This is a genomic window from Acinetobacter vivianii (assembly GCF_014635885.1).
Lineage (GTDB): Bacteria > Pseudomonadota > Gammaproteobacteria > Pseudomonadales > Moraxellaceae > Acinetobacter > Acinetobacter vivianii.
The window spans coordinates 348,899-371,001 of the sequence record NZ_BMDR01000002.1; the positions used below are offsets into that span (position 1 = coordinate 348,899).

General features: G+C 40.4%; 16 protein-coding genes. 13 read left to right on the forward strand and 3 right to left on the reverse strand.

Features of this window, described 5'->3' with window-relative positions:
• Positions 1 to 123 precede the first annotated feature (123 nt).
• Positions 124 to 1,056, reverse strand: a complete 933-nt coding sequence (gene trhO / locus IEV36_RS05480) for an oxygen-dependent tRNA uridine(34) hydroxylase TrhO (protein ID WP_005259199.1) — start codon at positions 1,054 to 1,056, stop codon at positions 124 to 126.
• 109 nt (positions 1,057 to 1,165) lie between these two features.
• Between trhO and IEV36_RS05485 the strand changes: the two genes are divergently transcribed.
• Positions 1,166 to 1,663: a DUF1289 domain-containing protein gene (locus IEV36_RS05485; RefSeq protein ID WP_004775178.1), complete on the forward strand. Its 498-nt coding sequence runs from the start codon at positions 1,166 to 1,168 to the stop codon at positions 1,661 to 1,663.
• 57 nt (positions 1,664 to 1,720) lie between these two features.
• Here the strand turns inward: IEV36_RS05485 and IEV36_RS05490 are convergent, their stop codons facing one another.
• Together IEV36_RS05490 and gltA are read right to left on the reverse strand one after the other, a co-directional pair.
• Positions 1,721 to 3,484, reverse strand: a complete 1,764-nt coding sequence (locus IEV36_RS05490) for a DKNYY domain-containing protein (protein ID WP_005259197.1) — start codon at positions 3,482 to 3,484, stop codon at positions 1,721 to 1,723.
• 118 nt (positions 3,485 to 3,602) lie between these two features.
• A complete protein-coding gene (gltA, locus tag IEV36_RS05495; protein ID WP_004775175.1) occupies positions 3,603 to 4,877 on the reverse strand; it encodes a citrate synthase in 1,275 nt (424 codons plus the stop codon).
• 896 nt (positions 4,878 to 5,773) lie between these two features.
• Between gltA and sdhC the strand changes: the two genes are divergently transcribed.
• The 12 genes from sdhC (at position 5,774) to IEV36_RS05555 (ending at position 22,103) form a co-directional block, all read left to right on the forward strand.
• Positions 5,774 to 6,175 (forward strand): succinate dehydrogenase, cytochrome b556 subunit, encoded by a 402-nt coding sequence (gene sdhC / locus IEV36_RS05500; protein WP_050560019.1) that lies wholly within the window; start codon positions 5,774 to 5,776, stop codon positions 6,173 to 6,175.
• The gene (sdhD, locus tag IEV36_RS05505) at positions 6,175 to 6,540 is read left to right on the forward strand and encodes a succinate dehydrogenase, hydrophobic membrane anchor protein (protein ID WP_004775170.1); all 366 of its coding nucleotides are present in this window, start codon (positions 6,175 to 6,177) and stop codon (positions 6,538 to 6,540) included. Before sdhC ends, sdhD begins: the two co-directional genes overlap by 1 nt.
• 12 nt (positions 6,541 to 6,552) lie before the next feature.
• A complete protein-coding gene (sdhA, locus tag IEV36_RS05510) occupies positions 6,553 to 8,448 on the forward strand; it encodes a succinate dehydrogenase flavoprotein subunit (protein WP_005259195.1) in 1,896 nt (631 codons plus the stop codon).
• Between the two features lie 14 nt (positions 8,449 to 8,462).
• Positions 8,463 to 9,173 (forward strand): succinate dehydrogenase iron-sulfur subunit, encoded by a 711-nt coding sequence (locus IEV36_RS05515; RefSeq protein ID WP_004664446.1) that lies wholly within the window; start codon positions 8,463 to 8,465, stop codon positions 9,171 to 9,173.
• Positions 9,174 to 9,916: 743 nt separating this feature from the next.
• Positions 9,917 to 12,757 (forward strand): 2-oxoglutarate dehydrogenase E1 component, encoded by a 2,841-nt coding sequence (locus IEV36_RS05520; RefSeq protein ID WP_004775165.1) that lies wholly within the window; start codon positions 9,917 to 9,919, stop codon positions 12,755 to 12,757.
• Positions 12,757 to 13,941, forward strand: a complete 1,185-nt coding sequence (odhB, locus tag IEV36_RS05525) for a 2-oxoglutarate dehydrogenase complex dihydrolipoyllysine-residue succinyltransferase (RefSeq protein ID WP_005259194.1) — start codon at positions 12,757 to 12,759, stop codon at positions 13,939 to 13,941. The genes IEV36_RS05520 and odhB overlap by 1 nt, the downstream gene beginning before the upstream one ends.
• 131 nt (positions 13,942 to 14,072) lie before the next feature.
• On the forward strand, positions 14,073 to 15,506 hold the full coding sequence (lpdA, locus tag IEV36_RS05530; RefSeq protein WP_004775161.1) for a dihydrolipoyl dehydrogenase: 1,434 nt from the start codon (positions 14,073 to 14,075) through the stop codon (positions 15,504 to 15,506).
• 134 nt (positions 15,507 to 15,640) lie between these two features.
• Complete coding sequence (sucC, locus tag IEV36_RS05535; RefSeq protein WP_004640348.1) at positions 15,641 to 16,807, forward strand: ADP-forming succinate--CoA ligase subunit beta; 1,167 nt, start codon at positions 15,641 to 15,643, stop codon at positions 16,805 to 16,807.
• A gap of 12 nt (positions 16,808 to 16,819) precedes the next feature.
• Positions 16,820 to 17,710, forward strand: coding sequence for a succinate--CoA ligase subunit alpha (gene sucD / locus IEV36_RS05540; RefSeq protein ID WP_003655479.1), 891 nt, complete (start codon positions 16,820 to 16,822; stop codon positions 17,708 to 17,710).
• A gap of 527 nt (positions 17,711 to 18,237) precedes the next feature.
• Complete coding sequence (locus IEV36_RS05545; RefSeq protein ID WP_005259193.1) at positions 18,238 to 18,777, forward strand: fimbrial protein; 540 nt, start codon at positions 18,238 to 18,240, stop codon at positions 18,775 to 18,777.
• Between the two features lie 41 nt (positions 18,778 to 18,818).
• Complete coding sequence (locus tag IEV36_RS05550; RefSeq protein WP_005259192.1) at positions 18,819 to 19,547, forward strand: fimbrial biogenesis chaperone; 729 nt, start codon at positions 18,819 to 18,821, stop codon at positions 19,545 to 19,547.
• Complete coding sequence (locus tag IEV36_RS05555; RefSeq protein ID WP_005259191.1) at positions 19,548 to 22,103, forward strand: fimbria/pilus outer membrane usher protein; 2,556 nt, start codon at positions 19,548 to 19,550, stop codon at positions 22,101 to 22,103.

Sequence of the window (22,103 nt, forward strand, 5' to 3'; positions counted from 1 at the left end):
ATTGTTGTTTTTAGCATAGTTGTGCTTGTTGTAATGCTCAAGCAGCGAATCGTTACATCATTTTATCATTGTCATAAAAAAGCCATAGTTTAACTATGGCTTGAATACAGTCTGTTTGGCGTTTTACAGACGTTTGCGTTTAGCAGCCGCAATTTGTGACTGGCGCATACGGAAGCCTGCTTTTTGTTTGTCTGAGGTTTTATCAATACAGTAAACACAAGACACGCCATGTTCATAGCTTGGAAGCTCAGCTTCAACTTTAGTGAGTGGCCAGCCACACGCGTGACACTTGATATTTTCGCCTTCTTCAACGCCGTGAGTAACCGCAGTGCGTCCGTCAAAAACGAAGCATTCACCTTCCCACATACTTTCTTCAGCAGGAGTTTCTTCTAGGTATTTAAGAATACCGCCTTTCAGGTGATAGACTTCATTGAAACCTTCTTGAAGAAGGAGAGAGGTCGATTTTTCACAACGGATACCGCCGGTACAGAACATTGCAATTTTCTTGTCTTTATGCTGTTCAAGGTTCTGTTTTACGTATTCAGGAAATTCACGGAAAGTCTCTGTTTTAGGATCGATTGCACCCTTGAAGGTACCCGCTTTATATTCATAGTCATTACGGGTATCAATCAGGATCACATCATCACGGCTAATTAGCTCGTTCCATTCTTTAGGATCAAGATAGTGGCCAACCAAATCACGTGGTTTCACTTCTACACCTAAAGTTACAATTTCATTTTTAAGTTTAATTTTCATTTTACGGAATGGTTTGTCAGAGCTTTCAGACTCTTTATATTCCATTGCGTTAAATCCTTCGTTCAAAAGAAATTGATGAAGCGTATCAATGGCAGCACGGTCACCCGCAACCGTACCGTTAATTCCTTCAGAAGCGACAATTAGAGTTCCACATAAATTGATGCTATTCACTAAGTCCAAAAGACGTTGTTGCAGATCGGCTGCATCTGAAACTTCTTTAAATTGATATAGTGCTGCAACAACCCAATTATTGGTCGCTTGCTGTTCTACAGGTGCAAGCTGTTCTACAGTAGCGTTCATGGATAACTCCAAATGTATTAAGATAGGAAAATAAGGCGCATATCTTAGCGTGAAATCTGAAAATAAGCGAGAAAACCATAAAATAAATATGGTTTTATAGGAGTTGGTTTTGAGTAATGATCGTCGAATTCCATCATTGACCCCATGTGCAGGGCGCTGTTCAACGGTATTTGGTGATCTGGTCTGTCGTGGTTGTCGTCGCTTTAATCACGAGGTGATTCAGTGGAATACCTATACCGCCGAGCAACGTTTGATGGTGTGGAAGCGTTTAGATGCACAGCTCGATCAAATTCTTGTGCCTTTATTGCCACATGCGAACTTGCAGCATATTGAAGGCTTTATTCAGAATAAGCGGATCAGGGTGTTAGAGAGCGCTAGTAAAGGTCGTAAGCTTTATCATGCCTTAAAGATTTGTGAGAAGAATAAGCACTTGGCGCATGAGAGCGGTCTTGGGATTGGTGATGCTCAGGTTAAACCGATCTGGGATGAGTTTGAACGTCGTGTACTGGCTTTGGCGAAAGCGAGCTATGAGCTGGCATGGTTACGTGCAGATGGCATCAGTAACACCCTGTTGCGTGCATTAGAATTAGAAGAAGATGAAATTTAACAAAGATTTTAGCTGTAACGATTCACTTTGATGAGGGTAATAGATTTCGTCCATGTGCTACCTAGTATGGTTAGGCTGAAACAGGTTAGACAGTTTTAACGAACTTGGGTTGCGGGCAAAATATCTGGCCAAGCGCTGCTGATCTGACTCACGAATTAAACTGATGCGAAAACCATGAGAGGTCGATCCAGAAGATCGGCCTTTGGTGCGGTACAGTTTTTCATGGATGGTATAAATATGCTCACCATCACTAAAACGGCGATCAGCTAAAACCTTTAAGTGGACAGGTTGCGGAAAGTGATAGAGCACTTTTAAGCTTTGATAAAACTCATCATAAACATAAATGTATTGCTGATCTGCAAAAAGATAGCTGAAATTTCCCGGGTAAGGTTCACTACTTTGATGGCCAATCAGTTGTAAGTGTGAAGCATCGACAGCGGCGGTTCCCCAAAACTTATGTTCAGCCACATGGGGGAGTGGATTCTCATTTAAATAAAAAGATCGACCATCCGTAGCTAGGCTCAGGTTTTGACTAAAACGGTTGCTGCTACTAAAAATCTGGGTGTGTTGCGCATTGAGCTTGTCCAACTTTTTATCTTGAAAATAGACAAATTGCTGATCGTGAATATATTCATTGCTATTGTAGAAAGCCGTGCTCTGTTGAGGATTTAAGTCGGTTAAAACATGTGTTTTATAATAGACCTGTCGATCATCCTTTGCATAGAAATAGCCGAGTGCATTAAATTGTGGATGTAATATCGCAGTAAAACCAGCTGCATTTGCGTTGGTTAAGGGCTTATCCTGAAAGTAAACGTGTTGTTGATCTTTGGTGTAATCATTCCCTAAATAGTGCGTATGGGCTGGATCTAGCTGAGTGAGCACATGATCTTGCCAGTAAACCTGTTGCGGTGTTTTGCCGACATTACTATAGAGTTCATCGGCACGATCAGGGAGATTGTTTAAAGCTAAGCCTGTAAATTGATTGGCACTCGCAGCGGGAAGTAAAAATGTGCCTTGGCCTTGTTTAAAAATATAGACCTGATTTTGAAAAGTTTCAAAATTTGTCCCAGAGATTGACTGTATTTGTTGAGCAGGTAATTTGACGCTGCCATCATCAAATTCATGCCAGAGTAATAAAGCAATAAACGTACTGAAGCTCGCTAAAATACCAAGAATAAAAGCTGTGGAAATCCACTTTTCTTTACGCTGAAATGCAGTTTGTGCCTGTGGATCGGCGATCAAGGTCATGATGTCAACATGGGTTTTCTTGTTGATATTGGCATTGCTGGTACGTTGGAATTGTTGCTGCTTAGCCAGAGATTCCAGTTTTTTCCAAAACTGTAACAACTCACTGTGTTGTTGGGTTAAAGTGGCAGGCCACATCCATGAATTAAAATAAAAATATTGCCGATAAGGTGCTGTTTTGGTCAGCAGGTTTAAGCTATGGATCTGGGCATGATGTTGTCGCAGTTGAATATGAATCAAATCTTGCCAAGGATAAAAAGAAGTTTGCGCTGATTTTTCCAGACCGAGACCTTGCCGATAGAGTTTAAGCGTAATTGTTTGCCTAAAACATTTTTGATAAAGCTGGTTATAAAGATAAAGAAAAGGTATCAATAGGCTCAACATCAACGCAATATTAAGCAGTTGAGCAAAGAGGGGAAGAATTTGATAAAAATAATAAAGGCTAAAATCGTAGAAGCAGTAAACCAAAGATAACCAGCTCAGAATGATCAGTGCCAAAAACAGCACAAATGACGGAATCTTCATTTCGTATGCTGTGATTGTTGTTTCGTATAAAACAGCGGACTTTTTGTTCATTGCTTCAATATTTTAGTGGGGTGTATATAAAGGTATGTAGGTATTATTTTTCTCAAGCATAACGGATAAAACAAAAAAAGGATGCATAAGCATCCTTTTTTATCAACGCTAATATGAATTAACGTTTGATGTCGCGTTGAGTCGAGCCTGTGTAAAGCTGACGTGGACGACCGATTTTGTATGGACCGCTGTGCATTTCTAACCAGTGGCTGATCCAGCCTACTGTACGTGCAAGCGCGAAGATTACCGTAAACATTTCTGTTGGGATACCAATCGCTTTTAAGATGATACCTGAGTAGAAATCTACGTTCGGGTAAAGCTTACGCTCTACGAAGTACGGATCGCTAAGCGCAATACGTTCAAGTTCCATTGCAAGTTGCAATTGCGGATCGTTGATGCCTAAGGCTTCAAGAACTTCGTCACAAGTCTGTTTCATGACTTTCGCACGTGGGTCGAAGTTTTTGTAAACACGGTGACCGAAGCCCATGAGTTTAACTTCTTTACGCTTCACTTTTTCCATGAATTCAGCAACGTTTTCTACGCTACCAATTTCATCAAGCATCTTAAGTACAGCTTCGTTTGCACCACCGTGAGCAGGTCCCCAAAGTGCTGAGATACCAGCAGAGATACATGCATACGGATTCGCACCAGTAGAACCAGCAAGACGAACTGTAGAAGTAGACGCATTTTGTTCGTGGTCAGCATGAAGCGTGAAGATACGATCCATTGCGCGAGCAAGAACAGGGTTTACTTTGTAATCACGGTCAGCAGGCGTAGCAAACATCATGTGTAAGAAGTTTTCTGCATAACCAAGGTCATTACGTGGGTAAATGAATGGTTGACCTACAGTGTATTTGTAGCTCCACGCTGCAAGCGTAGGGATTTTTGCGATTAAGCGAATCGCAGTGATTTCACGGTGATTAACATCTTCGATGTCTAACGCATTGTGATAGAACGCAGATAACGCACCAACAACACCAACCATTATAGCCATCGGGTGAGCATCACGACGGAAACCATTGAAGAAACGGCTTACTTGATCGTGAACCATCGTGTGGTTACGTACTTTAGCGTCAAATTCTGCTTTTTGTTCAGCATTTGGAAGCTCGCCATTTAATAATAAGTAGCAAGTTTCTAAGTAGTCTGCTTGAGTCGCTAATTGATCAATCGGATAGCCACGGTGTAATAACACACCTTTGTCACCATCAATGAATGTGATCTTAGATTCGCAAGCCGCTGTCGCCATAAAACCAGGATCGAAAGTAAAGTGACCTGATGCTAATACATCTTTAACGTCAATTACATCTGGGCCCAATGTGCCGCTGTAAATTGGTAATTCAATTTCTTTGCCATCAAGCTGTAATACGGCTTTTTTGCCAGTTGCTGCAGACATTCAATAGATCTCCTGTCCTGGTGAATGATTATCTGACTCGAAATACTAATCTTGTCATGTGCGAATCAGACGGTGTCAAAATTTGCTATAAGATTAGTGGCTACTAAAATTTTGTCAATTATACTTAGGGATAAAAAATGACGTTGCTACAGTCAATTAGTCATTCAGTATCGAAGAAAAAACTGAGTAAAATCACAGCACCGGTCGAGTATAATATGTCAAATCAAGTTTTAGGTGCATAAAAAAAATGAAGCATCAGTACAATTGTAAGTAAATTTTTAGATTGCCTATATTTTGATGCTTATAAAATAAATACTTATCACTTTTCAAAAGCCTGTAATTCTCTAGGTTTAGCCTTTACTGGTCATTAAAAAATGGTTAAAAACTTTACATGTAAACTAATATTTGATTCATTTTGGTGCAATTGATCGTATAAAAAATGACTCATTGGCTTTGAGTGTTGAAATATAAAAATAGATTATTAATTGATTATATTTAATATATAAATGAGCAGTATTATTTTAAAGCATGCGTAAAGTGTGATTATTTGGACAAATAAAAACTTAAAAATGCATTATTTTGAGAAAATATAAGAAAAGAATTTATAAATTAGAAAGTATCTATAAAAAATAGTATCTTATTTTTATCATTACAAAACAATTAGATAGTGTTTTTTGACTGAGTTTGGTGGATTTTTGGTCGTTATTATGCGTGTGAATGATTCTTATTTAAAGTTTTTTTCGACTAAAGCGAAAGCTGATTGTTTGTATTTTGATATTTCACGTTTTATAATTCGATGTCGTTTATAGGTTAGGCATGTGCTGTGCTTGCCTAACAATGCCAGCTTTCCTTTGAATTAATTCAAACAAACTCCGGATGGAGTTTCTACCTACAGGATGCCCGCTGTGAAAAGCAACAGACCTGTCAATTTGTCCATGGGTCAGGTGTTAGCGGTAAATTTACGCTCACCCGTGGCTATTGCATCAATTCTACACCGTCTATCAGGTGTAATCGTTTTCTTATTAGTCGCTGTTCTTTTATGGATTTTGGATAAATCTTTATCTTCACCAGAAGGATTTGACTACGTTAAAAATGTCGTTTTCGGAAATATCATTGTACGTTTCGTCGTATGGGTATTTGTAGCAGGTTTAATTTTCCACCTTATCGCAGGGATCAAGCACTTGCTTGCTGACCTCGGTTTTGCTGAAGAATTACAAAGCGGTCGTATCGCAGCTACAGTTTCATTGATCTTGTCTGCGGTAGGTATTGTCGCAGCATTCGTATGGATTATGTTCTGATGAAAAGTGCTACAGGTTTAACAGGTTCAGGTTCTCGCGATTGGTATATCCAGCGTGTTAGTGCTGTGGTGTTGGCTGCATACACTATTGTTTTATTAGGCTGGATCCTTTGCAATAGCGGATTTGGTTATGAACAGTGGGCTGGCTTTATGCTGACTTTGCCAATGAAGATTTTTTCTTTATTAGCAGTGTTATCGCTCGTTGCACACGCTTGGATTGGTATGTGGCAAGTCTTTACTGATTATGTAACGACTCGTCAAATGGGTCCTTCAGCTTCAGGTTTACGCCTTGTACTGACTTCTGCTGTCATTATTTCAGTGATCGTGTACGCAATCTGGGGTATCCAGATTTTCTGGGCAAATTGATAGGAAGAGATCATGGGCGCAATTAACCCTAAAGAAGATTATTCAAATATTCAAAACCTCACTTTCGACGCGGTTATCGTCGGTGGTGGTGGTTCTGGTATGCGCGCTGCTTACCAACTTGCTCAAGCTGGTTTAAAAGTTGCGGTATTGACCAAAGTATTCCCGACACGTTCGCATACAGTTGCTGCTCAAGGTGGTATTGGTGCGTCGTTAGGTAACATGCAAGAAGATAACTGGCACTATCACTTCTATGACACGGTTAAAGGTTCTGATTGGTTAGGCGATCAGGATGCAATCGAGTTCATGACCCGTGAAGCGCCAAAAGTTGTTTACGAGCTTGAACACTTGGGTATGCCTTTTGACCGTAACGAAGATGGTACGATCTATCAGCGTCCATTCGGTGGTCACTCTGCAAACTATGGCGAAAAAGCTGTTCCACGTGCGTGTGCTGCTGCTGACCGTACAGGTCACGCGTTATTGCATACCTTATATCAAAGCAACGTGAAAATGGGCACCCAGTTCTACGTTGAGTGGATTGCATTAGACTTGATCCGTAACGAAGCGGGTGATGTTCTTGGTGTGACAGCGATCGATCAGGAAACTGGTAACATCGCCGTATTCCAGGCGAAAGCGACTTTATTCGCTACTGGTGGTGCTGGTCGTGTTTACCGTGCATCAACCAATGCTTATATCAACACTGGTGACGGTCTTGGTATGGCTGCTCGTGCGGGTATTCCATTACAAGATATGGAATTCTGGCAATTCCACCCAACGGGTGTTGCGGGCGCAGGCGTATTGTTAACTGAAGGTTGTCGTGGTGAAGGTGGTATCCTTCGTAACAAAGACGGCGAACCATTCATGGAACGTTATGCACCAACTTTGAAAGACTTGGCGCCACGTGACTTCGTATCACGTTCAATGGACCAGGAAATTAAAGAAGGTCGTGGTTGTGGTCCTAAAGCGGATTATATCTTACTTGATATGACTCACTTGGGTGCTGAAACGATTATGAAACGTCTTCCATCTGTATTTGAGATTGGTAAGAAGTTCGCAAACGTTGACTGTACGAAAGAGCCAATTCCAGTTGTACCAACAATCCATTATCAAATGGGTGGTATTCCAACGAATATTCATGGTCAAGTGGTTGTGCCGCATGGTGTAGAAGAGGGTCAATTCTCTGCTCACTATGATAAAGATACTAAAGAGTATTCTTATAAAGGTACGCGTGACTATGTGAAGCCTGTAAAAGGTTTCTACGCGATTGGTGAATGTTCTTGCGTATCTGTACATGGTGCAAACCGTTTAGGTACCAACTCATTGCTTGACCTTGTGGTATTTGGTAAAGCAGCGGGCGAGCACATCATTGATTATGTAACCAAGCATCATGGCGATGATTATGCACCGCTTCCAACAGATGTATTGGTAAATACCTTAGAACGTGTACGTAAACTGGATGAATCAACTGCTGGCGAAAATGCACAAGAAGTTGCTGATGCGATCCGTGACATCGTACAGGATCACGCAGGTGTATTCCGTACTCAAGCATTGCTTGACAAAGGCGTAAAAGAAATCCTTGCGATCGAATCACGTGTTCGTAACATTCATTTGAAAGACAAGTCTCGCGTATTTAACACAGCACGTGTTGAAGCGTTAGAAGTTGAAAACTTGTATGAAGTAGCGAAGGCAACTTTGATTTCTGCTGCTGCACGTAAAGAATGTCGTGGTGCGCATACCGTTGTTGACTATGAGTTAGCACCGGATCACCCAACTTACTCTTACGGTCGTCGTGATGATGAGTGGATGAAGCATACATTATGGTATTCAGCAGACAACCGTCTTGAATATAAGCCAGTGCGTTTCAGCCCGTTAACGGTTGAAGCAATTGAACCTAAACCACGTACATTCTAATCGGGAGAACAAAGATGAGTAGAGGCACTCGTACATTCGAAATCTACCGCTATGATCCTGATAAGGATAAAGCGCCGTACATGCAAACTTTCAAACTTGAGTTAACCGATAAGCACCGTATGTTGCTTGATGCGTTACTTGCGTTGAAAGTGCAGGATGAATCATTAACATTCCGTCGCTCTTGCCGTGAAGGTATTTGTGGTTCGGATGGTGTGAACATCAATGGTAAAAATGGTTTAGCGTGCTTGTGGAACCTGAACGATTTACCAGAGAAGATTGTGATCCGTCCTTTACCTGGTTTACCAGTTGTAAAAGACTTGGTTGTAGACATGAACCAGTTCTATGATCAATATGACAAGATTCAACCGTTCTTGATCAACAACCAGCCAGCACCAGCGAAAGAGCGTTTACAGTCTCAAGCAGAACGTGAACACTTAGATGGTTTGTATGAATGTATTCTTTGTGCATGTTGTTCAACTTCATGCCCATCATTCTGGTGGAACCCTGATAAGTTCCTTGGGCCATCTGCATTGTTAAATGCATACCGCTTTATCATCGACTCTCGTGATACAGCAACACAAGAGCGTTTGGCTCGTTTAGACGACCCATTCTCTTTGTTCCGTTGTAAAGGGATCATGAACTGTGTATCTGTATGTCCTAAAGGTTTGAACCCGACAAAGGCAATTGGTCACATTCGTAACATGCTGTTAGATCAAGCAGGCTAATCTGTTTTTTCTAGGCAAGAAAGGAGCCCCGAGAGGGGCTTCTTTTTTATTTTTCGAAATCATCAAAATTGGTTGAAAAATGTTTGTTTGAATAAAGTGAGGCTTGAATTTTAAAAAATTGACCTTAAATATTTATGGGTTTTGTTGTTAATTAAAATCATCAAAATCGATATGGTAAATGGGTTGATTTATTTTTAATCAAACTGAGCGCGCTTTGTGCAATATTTGTAGAGAATGTTTATTTTTGATCGATTGGAGTGCAACTTTTATCAAAAGGGCGGTATATTAGAATATAATTTGATATGTGTATTTCGCTGCTTTATAGATGGTATGTGTCAAAAAAATCAATCCAAGCTTGAGAACATGTTAGGATTTCTGCCACAACTGGAATCAAAAAATAAGCAGATTCTTGAGCTTATCGTTAAAGAAAGCCTTCAAGATTTGTACAGATTTCATTGAAAAAGTCAATTTAGAAAAGTTAAAAATTTAGTTAATTTTTCTAAAATGATTTGCAAAAAATTGCTCGATTTCATCGAGTATGAAAAATGAGTTATGTGTCTTGAATTGAAGGTGCATGGCTCATTTGTTACATCAAAGGGAAATACTCCTGATGTGTAGTAATAATGTCTCAAGGTTGGATTACCTTGGGTAGTAGTGTCGTGTTACCAATTTGGCACTATGAATCATGGGTGTGCTTAAAAGGCAGCCTGTATTATTTTTTGCAATAGGAAATGGGTCCAAAAATGCAAGAAGTTGCTGACGCATTGCGTCTTGACACTGAACTTTCCGCTGATAGTGCAGCGTATATTGAAGAGCTATACGAACAGTACCTAACTTCTCCAACCTCAGTGTCAGAGGATTGGCGTGAATATTTCGATAAATACCCTAAAGGTGATCAACCACACGGCAGTGTGCGCGAGCAATTCCTCCTTCTGGGTCGTAATGCAAGCCGAGTTCAACCTGTTGTTCAAAGCACTGTAAGTACAGAACATGAGCGTCGTCAAATTGGTGTATTACAATTAATCGCTGCTTACCGTAACCGTGGTCATCAAAAAGCTAAACTCGATCCATTAGGTCTTGCGAAACGCGAAGAAGTTCCTGACCTCGATTTATCTGCTCACGGTTTAACTAAATCAGATCTCGATACTGTATTCAATACAGGCAACCTCGCAATTGGAAAAGCAGAAGCAACATTGTCTGAAATGGTTGAAGCCATGGAAGCAACTTACTGCGGTTCAATTGGTGCAGAATACATGCATATCGTTGACACTAAAGAAAAGCGTTGGATTCAACAGCGTTTAGAAGGTGTTCGCGGCAAATTCAATTATACCAATGATCAGAAAAAAGGCTTCCTTGAGCGTTTGACCGCTGCTGAAGGCCTGGAAAAGTATCTTGGTAATAAGTTCGTTGGTGCTAAACGTTTTGGTGTAGAAGGCGGTGAGTCTTTTATTCCGATGATGAACGAAATCATTCAACGTGCGGGTAGCGTAGGTTGTAAAGAAGTTGTGATTGGTATGCCACACCGTGGTCGTCTCAACCTTCTTGTCAACATCATGGGTAAAAACCCAGCTGACCTTTTTGGTGAATTCGAAGGCAAGAGCCTGCATAAAAAAGGTTCTGGTGACGTTAAGTATCACCAAGGCTTCTCTTCAAACGTAATGACTCCAGGTGGCGAAGTTCACTTGGCATTAGCTTTTAACCCATCGCACTTAGAAATCGTTGGTCCAGTTGTTGAAGGTTCGGTTCGTGCGCGTCAAGTACGTCGTAAAGATATTGGCGGTGATGATGTTCTTCCTGTAATCGTTCATGGTGATGCTGCATTTGCAGGTCAAGGTGTGAACCAGGAAACCTTCCAGATGTCACAAACTCGTGGTTACACGGTAGGTGGTACAGTTCATATCGTGATTAACAACCAAGTTGGTTTCACGACTTCTGACCCACGTGACACGCGTTCTACAGAATACTGTACTGACGTAGCTAAAATGATTCAGTCACCAATTTTCCATGTAAATGGTGATGATCCTGAAGCTGTTATTTTTGCGACTCAAATCGCGCATGATTTCCGTCATGAATTCCGTAAAGACGTTATCCTAGACTTGTTCTGCTACCGCCGTCGTGGTCATAACGAAGCGGATGAGCCGTCTGCAACACAACCATTGATGTATCAAGTCATCAGCAAGAAAGCGACAACACGTACTTTATATGCTGATCAACTGGTTCAAGAAAAAATTCTTGATCGTGCAAGTGCCGATGCAATGGTTGAAGGCTACCGTTCTGATCTAGAAGCGGGTAATCACGTTGCCAATGCGCTTGTTCGTGAACCGAACAAAAAAATGTTTGTTGATTGGACTCCATATTTGGGTCATGAATATACAGACATTTGGGATACTTCATTCAGCATCGATCGTTTGAAAGAGCTTGGTCAGAAGATGAATACATTACCAGAAGGTTTTGTATTACAGCGTCAAGTTCAAAAAGTAATTGATGACCGTGCGAAAATGCAAACAGGTGAAATGCCACTTAACTGGGGTGCTGCTGAAACCTTAGCTTATGCAACTTTGCTTGATGATGGCTTCCTTGTGCGTATCACAGGTGAAGACGTTGGTCGTGGTACATTCTCACACCGTCATGCGAAATTACATAACCAAACTGATGGTTCTGTTTATATTCCGCTTTGCCACATTAAAGAAAATCAACCGCGTACTGCGATTTATGATTCTTTATTGTCTGAAGAAGCTGTTCTTGCATTTGAATATGGCTACTCAACCACTTTACCGAAAAGCTTGATCGTTTGGGAAGCTCAATTCGGTGACTTTGCAAACTGTGCACAAGTTGTAATTGACCAGTTCATCGCTTCGGGTGAAACCAAGTGGGAGCGTGTTTGTGGTCTAACAATGTTGTTGCCACACGGTTATGAAGGTCAAGGTCCAGAGCATTCATCTGCACGTTTAGAGCGTTTCTTACAGCTATGTGCTGAAGACAACATGCAAGTGATGACACCAACGACACCAGCGCAAATTTTCCATGCGTTACGTCGTCAGGCAGTTCGTCCGATTCGTAAGCCAATGATCGTAATGTCACCAAAATCGTTATTACGTCATAAACTTGCGACTTCAACACTTGATGAATTGGCAAACGGTTCATTCCAAACTGTGATCGATGAAATTGATCAAATCAACAAGGCTGACGTAACTCGTCTAGTGCTTTGTGGTGGTAAGGTTTATTACGATTTACTCGAAAAACGTCGTGAGCTTGGTTTAAACCATGTTGCGATCGTTCGTATCGAACAATTGTATCCATACCCAGAGCAACGCCTAGCTGAAGTTATGGCTGCTTATCCAAACATTCAAGAACTTGTTTGGGCACAAGAAGAGCCGAAGAACCAAGGCGCTTGGTTATTCATCGTTCCTCGTTTGTATGAAGACGTTCTTAAATCTGGTAAACAAATCCGTATTAGCTATGCTGGTCGTGAAGCATCTGCCGCACCTGCTTGTGGCTCGCCATACTTGCATGCAAAACAACAAGCTCAGCTCATCAATGACGCACTTGCTATTGAAGTTGAACAATCAGGAGATTCTAAATAATGGCAACCGAAATTAAAGCACCGGTATTTCCAGAGTCAGTTGCTGACGGTACGATCGCAACTTGGCACAAGAAAGTAGGTGAACCTGTATCACGTGATGAAGTGATCTGTGACATTGAAACCGATAAAGTTGTTTTAGAAGTGGTTGCTCCAGCTGATGGTAGCTTAGTTGCAATCATCAAAGATGAAGGCGACACAGTTCTTTCTGACGAAGTGATTGCTCAATTCGAAGCTGGTGCTGTTTCTGCGGCTGCTCCTGAAGCTGCTGCACCAGCAGAAGCGGCGCCTGCTGCACCTGCGGCTGCTGCGTCAACTCAACCTGTTGATCAAAACCAAGCACCTGCAGTACGTAAAGCATTGTCTGAAACTGGTATCAATGCTGCTGACGTTCAAGGTACAGGCCGTGGTGGTCGCATCACTAAAGAAGATGTTGTGAACCATAAGCCAGGTACATCAGTTCAACCATTAAGCGTTGCTGTAGGCGAGCGTATCGAGAAACGTGTTCCAATGACACGTTTACGTAAGCGTGTTGCTGAGCGTTTATTGGCGGCTACACAACAAACTGCAATGTTAACCACGTTCAACGAAGTTAACATGAAGCCAATCATGGAAATGCGTAAGCAATATAAAGATGCTTTCGAAAAACGTCATGGTGCTCGTTTAGGCTTTATGTCTTTCTTTGTTAAAGCAGCGACTGAAGCATTAAAACGCTACCCAGCTGTAAACGCATCTATTGATGGCGACGATATCGTTTATCACGGTTTCTATGATATCGGTGTAGCAGTTTCTTCTGACCGTGGTCTGGTTGTTCCTGTACTTCGTGATACTGACCGTATGAACTATGCAGAAGTTGAAAACGGTATCCGTGATTATGCTTTCAAAGCACGTGACGGTAAGTTAGGCATCGAAGATATGACTGGTGGTACGTTCACAATCACGAACGGCGGTACTTTCGGTTCATTGCTTTCAACTCCTATTTTAAACCAGCCACAAACTGCAATCTTGGGTATGCATAAAATCCAAGAGCGTCCTATGGCGGTGAATGGTCAAGTTGAAATCTTGCCAATGATGTACTTAGCGCTTTCTTATGACCACCGTTTAATCGATGGTAAAGAAGCTGTAGGTTTCTTGGTAACAATCAAAGAATTGTTAGAAGAGCCAGCTAAACTCATTCTTGACCTATAACTTTTTATTTAAAAATCCCCCTAAGTCCCTCTTGAATTACAAGAGGGACTTTCACAAGTCTGATCAGTTTCAAGGTTTGTGAAATTTCTTCTCTGATAAAAGAAGGTAGGGGAGATTCATTGGAGATAAAGATGTCTCAACAGTTTGATCTTGTTGTTATTGGCGGTGGACCTGGTGGTTATGAAGCGGCGATTCGTGCAGCTCAACTTGGTTTCAAAGTCGCTTGTATCGAAAAACGTATTCACAACGGTAAGCCATCTTTAGGTGGTACATGCTTAAACGTAGGTTGTATCCCTTCTAAAGCATTACTTGACTCTTCACATCGTTATGAAGATACAGTGCATCATTTAGCTGATCACGGTATTACGACTGGTGAAGTGAATTTTGATCTTGCTAAGCTTCTTGCTCGTAAAGACAAAATTGTTGACCAATTAACTGGTGGTATCGATCAATTGCTTAAAGGCAATGGTATTGAGTGGTTAAAAGGTACTGGTAAATTACTTGCTGGTAAAAAAGTTGAGTTTGTTTCACATGAAGGTGAGACTCAAGTTTTAGAACCTAAATACGTAATTCTTGCGTCTGGTTCTGTACCTGTAAATATTCCAGTAGCTCCTGTAGATCAAGATATTATTGTTGATTCAACTGGCGCATTAAACTTCCCAGAAGTACCTAAACGTTTAGGTGTTATTGGTGCTGGTGTAATCGGTTTAGAACTTGGTTCTGTTTGGCGTCGTCTTGGTGCTGAAGTTGTTGTATTTGAAGCAATGGATGCATTTTTACCAATGGCTGATAAAGCTTTGGCAAAAGACTACCAAAAACTTTTAACTAAGCAAGGTCTTGATATTCGTATTGGCGCTAAAGTTGCTGGTACAGAAGTTAATGGTCGTGAAGTGACTGTTAAATACACTCAAGGTGGCGAAGAAAAAACTCAGACTTTTGATAAGTTAATCGTTTGTGTAGGCCGTAAAGCTTATGCAGAAGGTTTATTGGCTGATGATTCAGGCATTAAATTAACTGAACGTGGTCTAGTTGAAGTAAATGATCACTGTGCAACTTCTGTAGAAGGTGTATATGCGATTGGTGACTTAGTTCGTGGTCCAATGCTTGCTCATAAAGCAATGGAAGAAGGTGTAATGGCTGTTGAACGTATCCATGGTCATGCAGCTCAAGTGAACTACGACACAATCATTTCTGTTATCTATACACATCCGGAAGCGGCATGGGTTGGTTTAACTGAAGAACAAGCTAAAGAAAAAGGTCATGAAGTTAAAACTGGTCAATTCGGTTTTGCTGTAAATGGTCGTGCTTTAGCGGCGGGTGAAGGTGCTGGTTTTGTTAAGTTTGTTGCTGATGCAAAAACTGACCGTTTATTAGGTATGCATGTCATTGGACCTGCTGCATCTGATATCGTACACCAAGGTATGATCGCTCTTGAATTTGTATCTTCTGTTGAAGATCTTCAGTTAATGACATTTGGTCATCCAACATTCTCTGAAGTTGTTCATGAAGCTGCACTTGCTGTAGATGGTCGTGCAATCCACGCGATTCAACGCAAGCGTAAATAAATATAAAGTGTGGTTCGCCACACTTTTTTGAATGATGATGATTGTCTGGTTCGGGCAATCATTTATTCAATATGTAGCAGCTTGATTTTAAGAAGATCTAGCTGTATCACACAAACAACATAGTAGGTAACTAAATGAACTTACATGAGTATCAAGCTAAAGCATTATTGAAAGAATATGGCATGCCAGTACAAGAAGGTATCTTGGCAACAAATGCAGACGAAGCAGTTGCTGCATTTGAACAGCTTGGTGGTAAATTCGCTGTAATGAAAGCGCAAGTTCATGCTGGTGGTCGTGGTAAGGCTGGCGGCGTTAAAGTTGCAAAATCTAAAGAAGATGTCATCGAATTTGCTAACAACATCATTGGTACTCGTCTTGTAACGTATCAAACTGATGCAAATGGTCAACCAGTTAACAGCATCATCGTTGCTGAAGACGTTTACCCAGTTGAGCGTGAGCTTTACTTAGGCGCGGTTGTAGACCGTTCTAGCCGTCGTATTACTTTCATGGCTTCTACCGAAGGTGGTGTGGAAATCGAGAAAGTTGCGGAAGAAACTCCAGAAAAAATTATCAAAGTTGAAGTTGATCCACTCGTTGGCTTACAACCATTCCAAGCACGTGAAGTTGCGTTTGCTTTAGGTTTGAAAGATAAGCAAGTGAGCCAATTTGTAAAAATTATGGGCGCTGCTTATCAAGCATTTGTAGAAAATGACTTTGCATTATTTGAAATTAACCCACTTTCAGTTCGTGAAAATGGCGATATTTTATGTGTTGATGCGAAAGTAGGTATCGATTCTAACGCGCTTTACCGTTTACCTAAAGTTGCTGCTTTACGTGACAAATCTCAAGAGAATGAGCGTGAATTAAAAGCATCTGAATTTGACCTTAACTATGTTGCTTTAGAAGGTAACATCGGTTGTATGGTTAACGGTGCTGGTCTTGCAATGGCAACAATGGACATCATTAAACTTTATGGTGGTCAGCCTGCAAACTTCCTTGACGTTGGTGGCGGTGCAACGAAAGAGCGCGTAATCGAAGCGTTCAAAATCATCCTTGCTGATACTTCTGTACAAGGTGTTTTAATCAACATCTTCGGTGGTATCGTACGTTGTGACATGATTGCTGAAGCAATTATTGCAGCGGTTCAAGAAGTAAACGTAACTGTTCCAGTTGTTGTTCGTTTAGAAGGTAACAACGCTGAGTTAGGTGCTAAATTACTTGATGAATCTGGTTTGAAATTAATTTCTGCGAACGGTTTATCTGATGCCGCAGAAAAAGTTGTAGCTGCAGTTAAAGCGTAAGGAGTATCAATCATGAGCGTATTAATTAATAAAGACACTAAAGTATTGGTACAAGGTTTTACTGGTAAAAACGGTACTTTCCACTCTGCACAAGCTTTAGACTATGGTACAAAAGTTGTTGGTGGTGTTACTCCAGGTAAAGGTGGTACAACTCACCTTGACCTACCAGTATTCAACACAATGAAAGAAGCTGTACGTGAAACAAATGCTGATGCATCTGTAATCTATGTACCAGCTCCATTCGTTTTAGACTCAATCGTTGAAGCGGTTGATTCAGGTGTTGGCCTAATCGTTGTGATCACTGAAGGTGTTCCAACAATCGACATGCTTAAAGCAAAACGCTACTTGGAAACTAACGGTAACGGTACTCGTTTAGTTGGTCCTAACTGCCCAGGCGTGATCACTCCAGGCGAATGTAAGATTGGTATTATGCCTGGTCACATTCACCAACCAGGTCGTATTGGTATCATCTCACGTTCAGGTACATTGACTTATGAAGCTGTTGCTCAAACAACTAAGCTTGGTTTAGGTCAGTCTACTTGTATCGGTATTGGTGGTGACCCAATCCCAGGTATGAACCAGATCGAAGCGCTTCAATTGTTCCAAGACGATCCAGATACTGATGCAATCATCATGATCGGTGAGATCGGTGGTACAGCGGAAGAAGAAGCTGCTGAATTCATCAAATCTAACGTGACTAAACCTGTAGTCGGTTACATCGCTGGTGTAACTGCGCCTAAAGGTAAGCGTATGGGTCACGCTGGTGCGATCATTTCTGGTGGTCAAGGTACTGCTGAAGAGAAATTCGCTGCATTTGAACGTGCGGGAATGGCTTACACTCGTAGCCCAGCTGAGCTTGGTTCAACGATGTTGCAAGTTTTAAAAGAGAAAGGTTTAGCGTAATACGTTAGATTTTTAATCTTTAAAAAGCCCCAATGGAGACATTGGGGTTTTTTTATTGTCTGAAAAATTTGGATGAGACCTATAAATATAAGTGGATTTTGACGAAAGAAACCATTCATAAGTAAAAATTAAAATTAAGCGCACAAGTCAAAAAAGAAGAATAAATCATTACGCGTTTGTCTATTTTTTATACATTTTTAAAATTCAGATGAGTTGTTTAAATTTCAATAACTTGTACCAAAGTGACAAAAATATTCACCTTCTGACCAAAAAGGAAAAGCATAAAAAAGAGTGATTTTAATCTCTGGTATTTTTAAGTTTATGTTTTAAATCATGAAAAATAAAAAAATCGTATTATTGTGTATTAACCTGTGAAAGTGTGACTTAGTTTGCAAATTTTTATTGATAATGTTGTTTTTGTGTATATTATTGTTTCTGAATTGCATAGCTTTTTTACAAAGATTTTAAACAATTTGGGGTGAAGCTAAGTAATGAAAAATCAATCAAATTTTTATGGATACTCTCAAATGAAAAAATTAAGTTTAGGGCTTGCTCTCCTCGCTGTATGTGCAACATCTACGACTTTTGCTGCAACTGGCGTGATCACTTTTACTGGGCAGCTTGTTGCTGGAACTTGTAGTGCTAACGTTGCTGGAAGTGGCAATGCATCTGCATCTGTAACTTTACCAACTGTGAATACGGCTGCTTTAGGTACTGCGAATGCGACGGCGGGTACCACTGCATTTAAAATCAACTTATCGGGTACGGGTTGTACAGCAAGCAGCTTAAATGCAACGCCTTACTTCGAATCAGAAGTTGCTAAAGTCAATGCAGCAGGTCGTTTAATTAACACTGGCGCTGCAACAAATGTAGACGTTCAACTGTTAACTAACAATCAGTCTGTTATTGATGTGAATGCGCCAGCACCAGCTCAGTCAAGCAGTGTAGGTGTTTCTGCTGGTTCAAATAGCAATGACTTCAATTACTTTGCCCGTTATTTCGCAACAGGCGCGACAACTGCTGGTGCAGTAACGTCATCAGTAAGCTACAGCATTATTTATAAATAATTGTAGTTTCATTTTGGTTGGTTCAGGGGAAATATAAGAATATGCGTATCTCATCGATTGCCTTTCGCATTGCAATGCTCAGTTCAATCTCTACTGCAACATTTGCAGGAGTGACGATTACAGGGACGCGTATTATTTTTCCTTCCAACCAAAATACGGTCACTGTTCAATTGAACAATCCTGACGATCGTCCTGCATTAATTCAGGCATGGTTAGACAATGGTGACCCGCATCAGATCCCAGAGGCGGATAAGATTCCGTTTATCTTAACGCCTCCTTTAGCCCAAATTGCTTCAAATAAAGGTCAAATGCTTCGCTTAATTGCGAAAGATACCTCAGCTTTGCCTCAGGATAGAGAAAGCTTATATTGGTTTAATATTTTGGATATGCCTGCATCTGAACAGGTAGAGACAGCAGAAAAGAATAAATTACAGGTGTCGATTCGTTCACGTATTAAACTATTTTATCGTCCTGTCAATTTAAAGATCACACAGGAAAAAGCATTTTCCAGTGTTACCTTTAAATATAATGAAACTAATAAAAGCGTGACGGTGAATAACCCATCTCCTTATTATGTAAATTTTTATAATGTTAGTTTAAATCCAGAAAAAGAGAATTTTGTTTATGCTGATCCTTTAATGATTGCACCTTATTCTACGGAGAGTTTTAAACCGGAAATCCAATTTAAGCCTCAAAAAATTAGCTATTTACTGATTAATGATTATGGTGGAAATCAGGCTTATCAAGCCGTCATAAATGGCGAAGAATAAATGAAATATGCATTAAGATATAGCTTTATTATTTTATGCATGCAGGGTACTTACGCAGCAGAAAATGAAAATATAAATCAGAAATTGCAAGCGAGAGATGGATCAAATAATCGAATTTATACCTTTGATGCACGTGCATTGTTTGGCGGACGCAATCAGGACATTGATCTAACTTCATTCCGCCAGACCAATGGCGTTGCTGCAGGTGTATACTCACTCAATACCAGTATTAATAATCATCGCTCATTGGGTCAGCTTACGCTTAAATTCGATCATTTGAATGCCGAGCTGACGGCGGTGCTATGTATTGATGAGCAATTGTTGAAACGACTGGATTTACGTCCAGAAGTCTTGGAAAAACTACCTAAAAAACCATGTCTCACAATTAAAGAGCTCAATCCAGATGCCTACTATGATCTGGATATGTCGGCATTAAGTCTGGATATTTCTTTACCTTTAGCAATTATTAATCAACGGCCAGAAGGTTATATTGCGCCTGAACGATTTGATCAGGGGGTTACTGCTGCTTATATCGGTTATGATTTTAATCGTTACACCAGTAAATTGAACCAGCAAGAACAAGTTAGCAGCAATTATCTGAATTTAACGGGTGGATTCAATTTTAGTCGTTTTAACTTTCGTCATGCTGGAAGTTTTGACTCAGATGGAACGCAACTCGGCGGTTATCAATCTTATCTGAATGTATTGTCTACAGATATTCCTGCTCTGAAAGCACGGCTGGAAATGGGTGACTTTAATACCCAGACTTATGCGATTGATTCGGCGCAAATACGAGGCTTACAGCTTGCTTCCGATATTAGTATGCTTCCGATGTCGCAACGCAGCTATGCACCTTTGATTCGTGGTTTGGCCAACACCAATGCTTTGGTTTCTGTGTTTCAGAATGGCCGAAAAATTTACGAACGTACCGTACCTGCTGGTGAGTTTGAGTTTAATGATCTCACAGCGGTCAATAACAATGGTGATTTAACTGTTCAGGTCACTGAAAATGGTGGGGAAAAACATAGCTTTATTGTACCGATGCAAGGGAATATGAACCTTGTTCGAATGGGGCAGTTAAATTACAACATTGCTTCTGGGCAATACAAAATCAACAATAAAACATCAGATGATTATATTGGTCAGCTCAGCGCTGAATATGGCTTGAGCAACTATTCCAGCTTATATCTTGGCAGCAATCTCAGTCATGTTTTTCAGAGTTATTTATTCGGTTTTGGACAAAATACAAGGCTAGGTGGACTAAGGTTTGATGCGGAAAAATCAAATGCGACCTTAGCAAAAAATGACTATGCGGGTTGGCGGTATAAAGCTGCTTATCAATATAGCTATAGTCCGCTGAATACTTTTTTGAACGTTTCAGCACAATATCAAGATCGTGAATACATGACATTAAGTAATACCATGTCTTTACGAAATTTTAATGATTTGAATCAAGCTGAAATCGATAGTCTTTTTCTTACCTATTTATTAAAACAGCAATTTAATATTTCGCTTTATCAAAACTTTAAAGAGGGTTTCGGCTCTGTTTATTTAAATGCAACTCAAAATAAATACTGGAATACAGATAAAGATTATGTGCAGTATAGTATTAACTATAGCAATCGCTGGAATAGATTGAGCTATTCTATTGGTTATAGTCAAAATAATAATCAGTTAAATGATTTTGGAAAAGAAAATAAGGTATATCTGAGCTTTTCTTTACCTTTAGAGTGGCGTAAAAAGCAGGAAAATTTATATTCGAATATTCAATATGCAGATAACGTCGGTCATCCAACCACAGCGAATGTAGGTCTCACGGGAACATTAGGGGAAAATAATCAATTCAATTATGGGTTAACCACGACTCAGAACTGGAACAATGGAAAAAATAATTCTGCTGTTTCAGCTAATATAAATTATAGCCTGCCTCAAATCCAACTGGGTGCTGTGACGGGCTGGAGTGATGATCAGACCCAATATGGTTTCAGTGCCAAAGGTGCTATTGTCGCTCATCCTTATGGAATTACCGCAACCAATAATTTATCGGACACTTTTACCATTGTTCATGCAAAGGGTGCGCATGGTGCTGATGTTGTTAATGCATGGGGAAGTAAAATCGATTATTGGGGCAATGCGATTTATGCCAATGTTTCTCCTTATGAAGCCAATACCATCCGCTTAGATACCAAGCATTTGCCTCTGGATGTGAATTTAACTGCGAATCAGGCTGAAGTGATTCCACGTCGTTATAGTTCGACCTTAATCAAATTTGACGTCGAGCAAAGCTCAAATATTTTATTAAATGTACAGGTTAAGGGTGTAAATCAGCAGATCCCGATTGGTGTACAAGCGGTGAATCAGGCAGGACAAGTCGCTGGCATGTTTGGTCAGTCAAATCAGCTATTTATAGAAAAAGCACAATTATTAAAACAAGATCTATATGTGCAATGGGGAATGAGTGAATCTTACACTTGCCATATTGATGCATCAGAAAAACTGCTTCCGAAAAGTAAGCAACCGAATCGTATACAGATGATCGATGTGGAGTGTAAATAA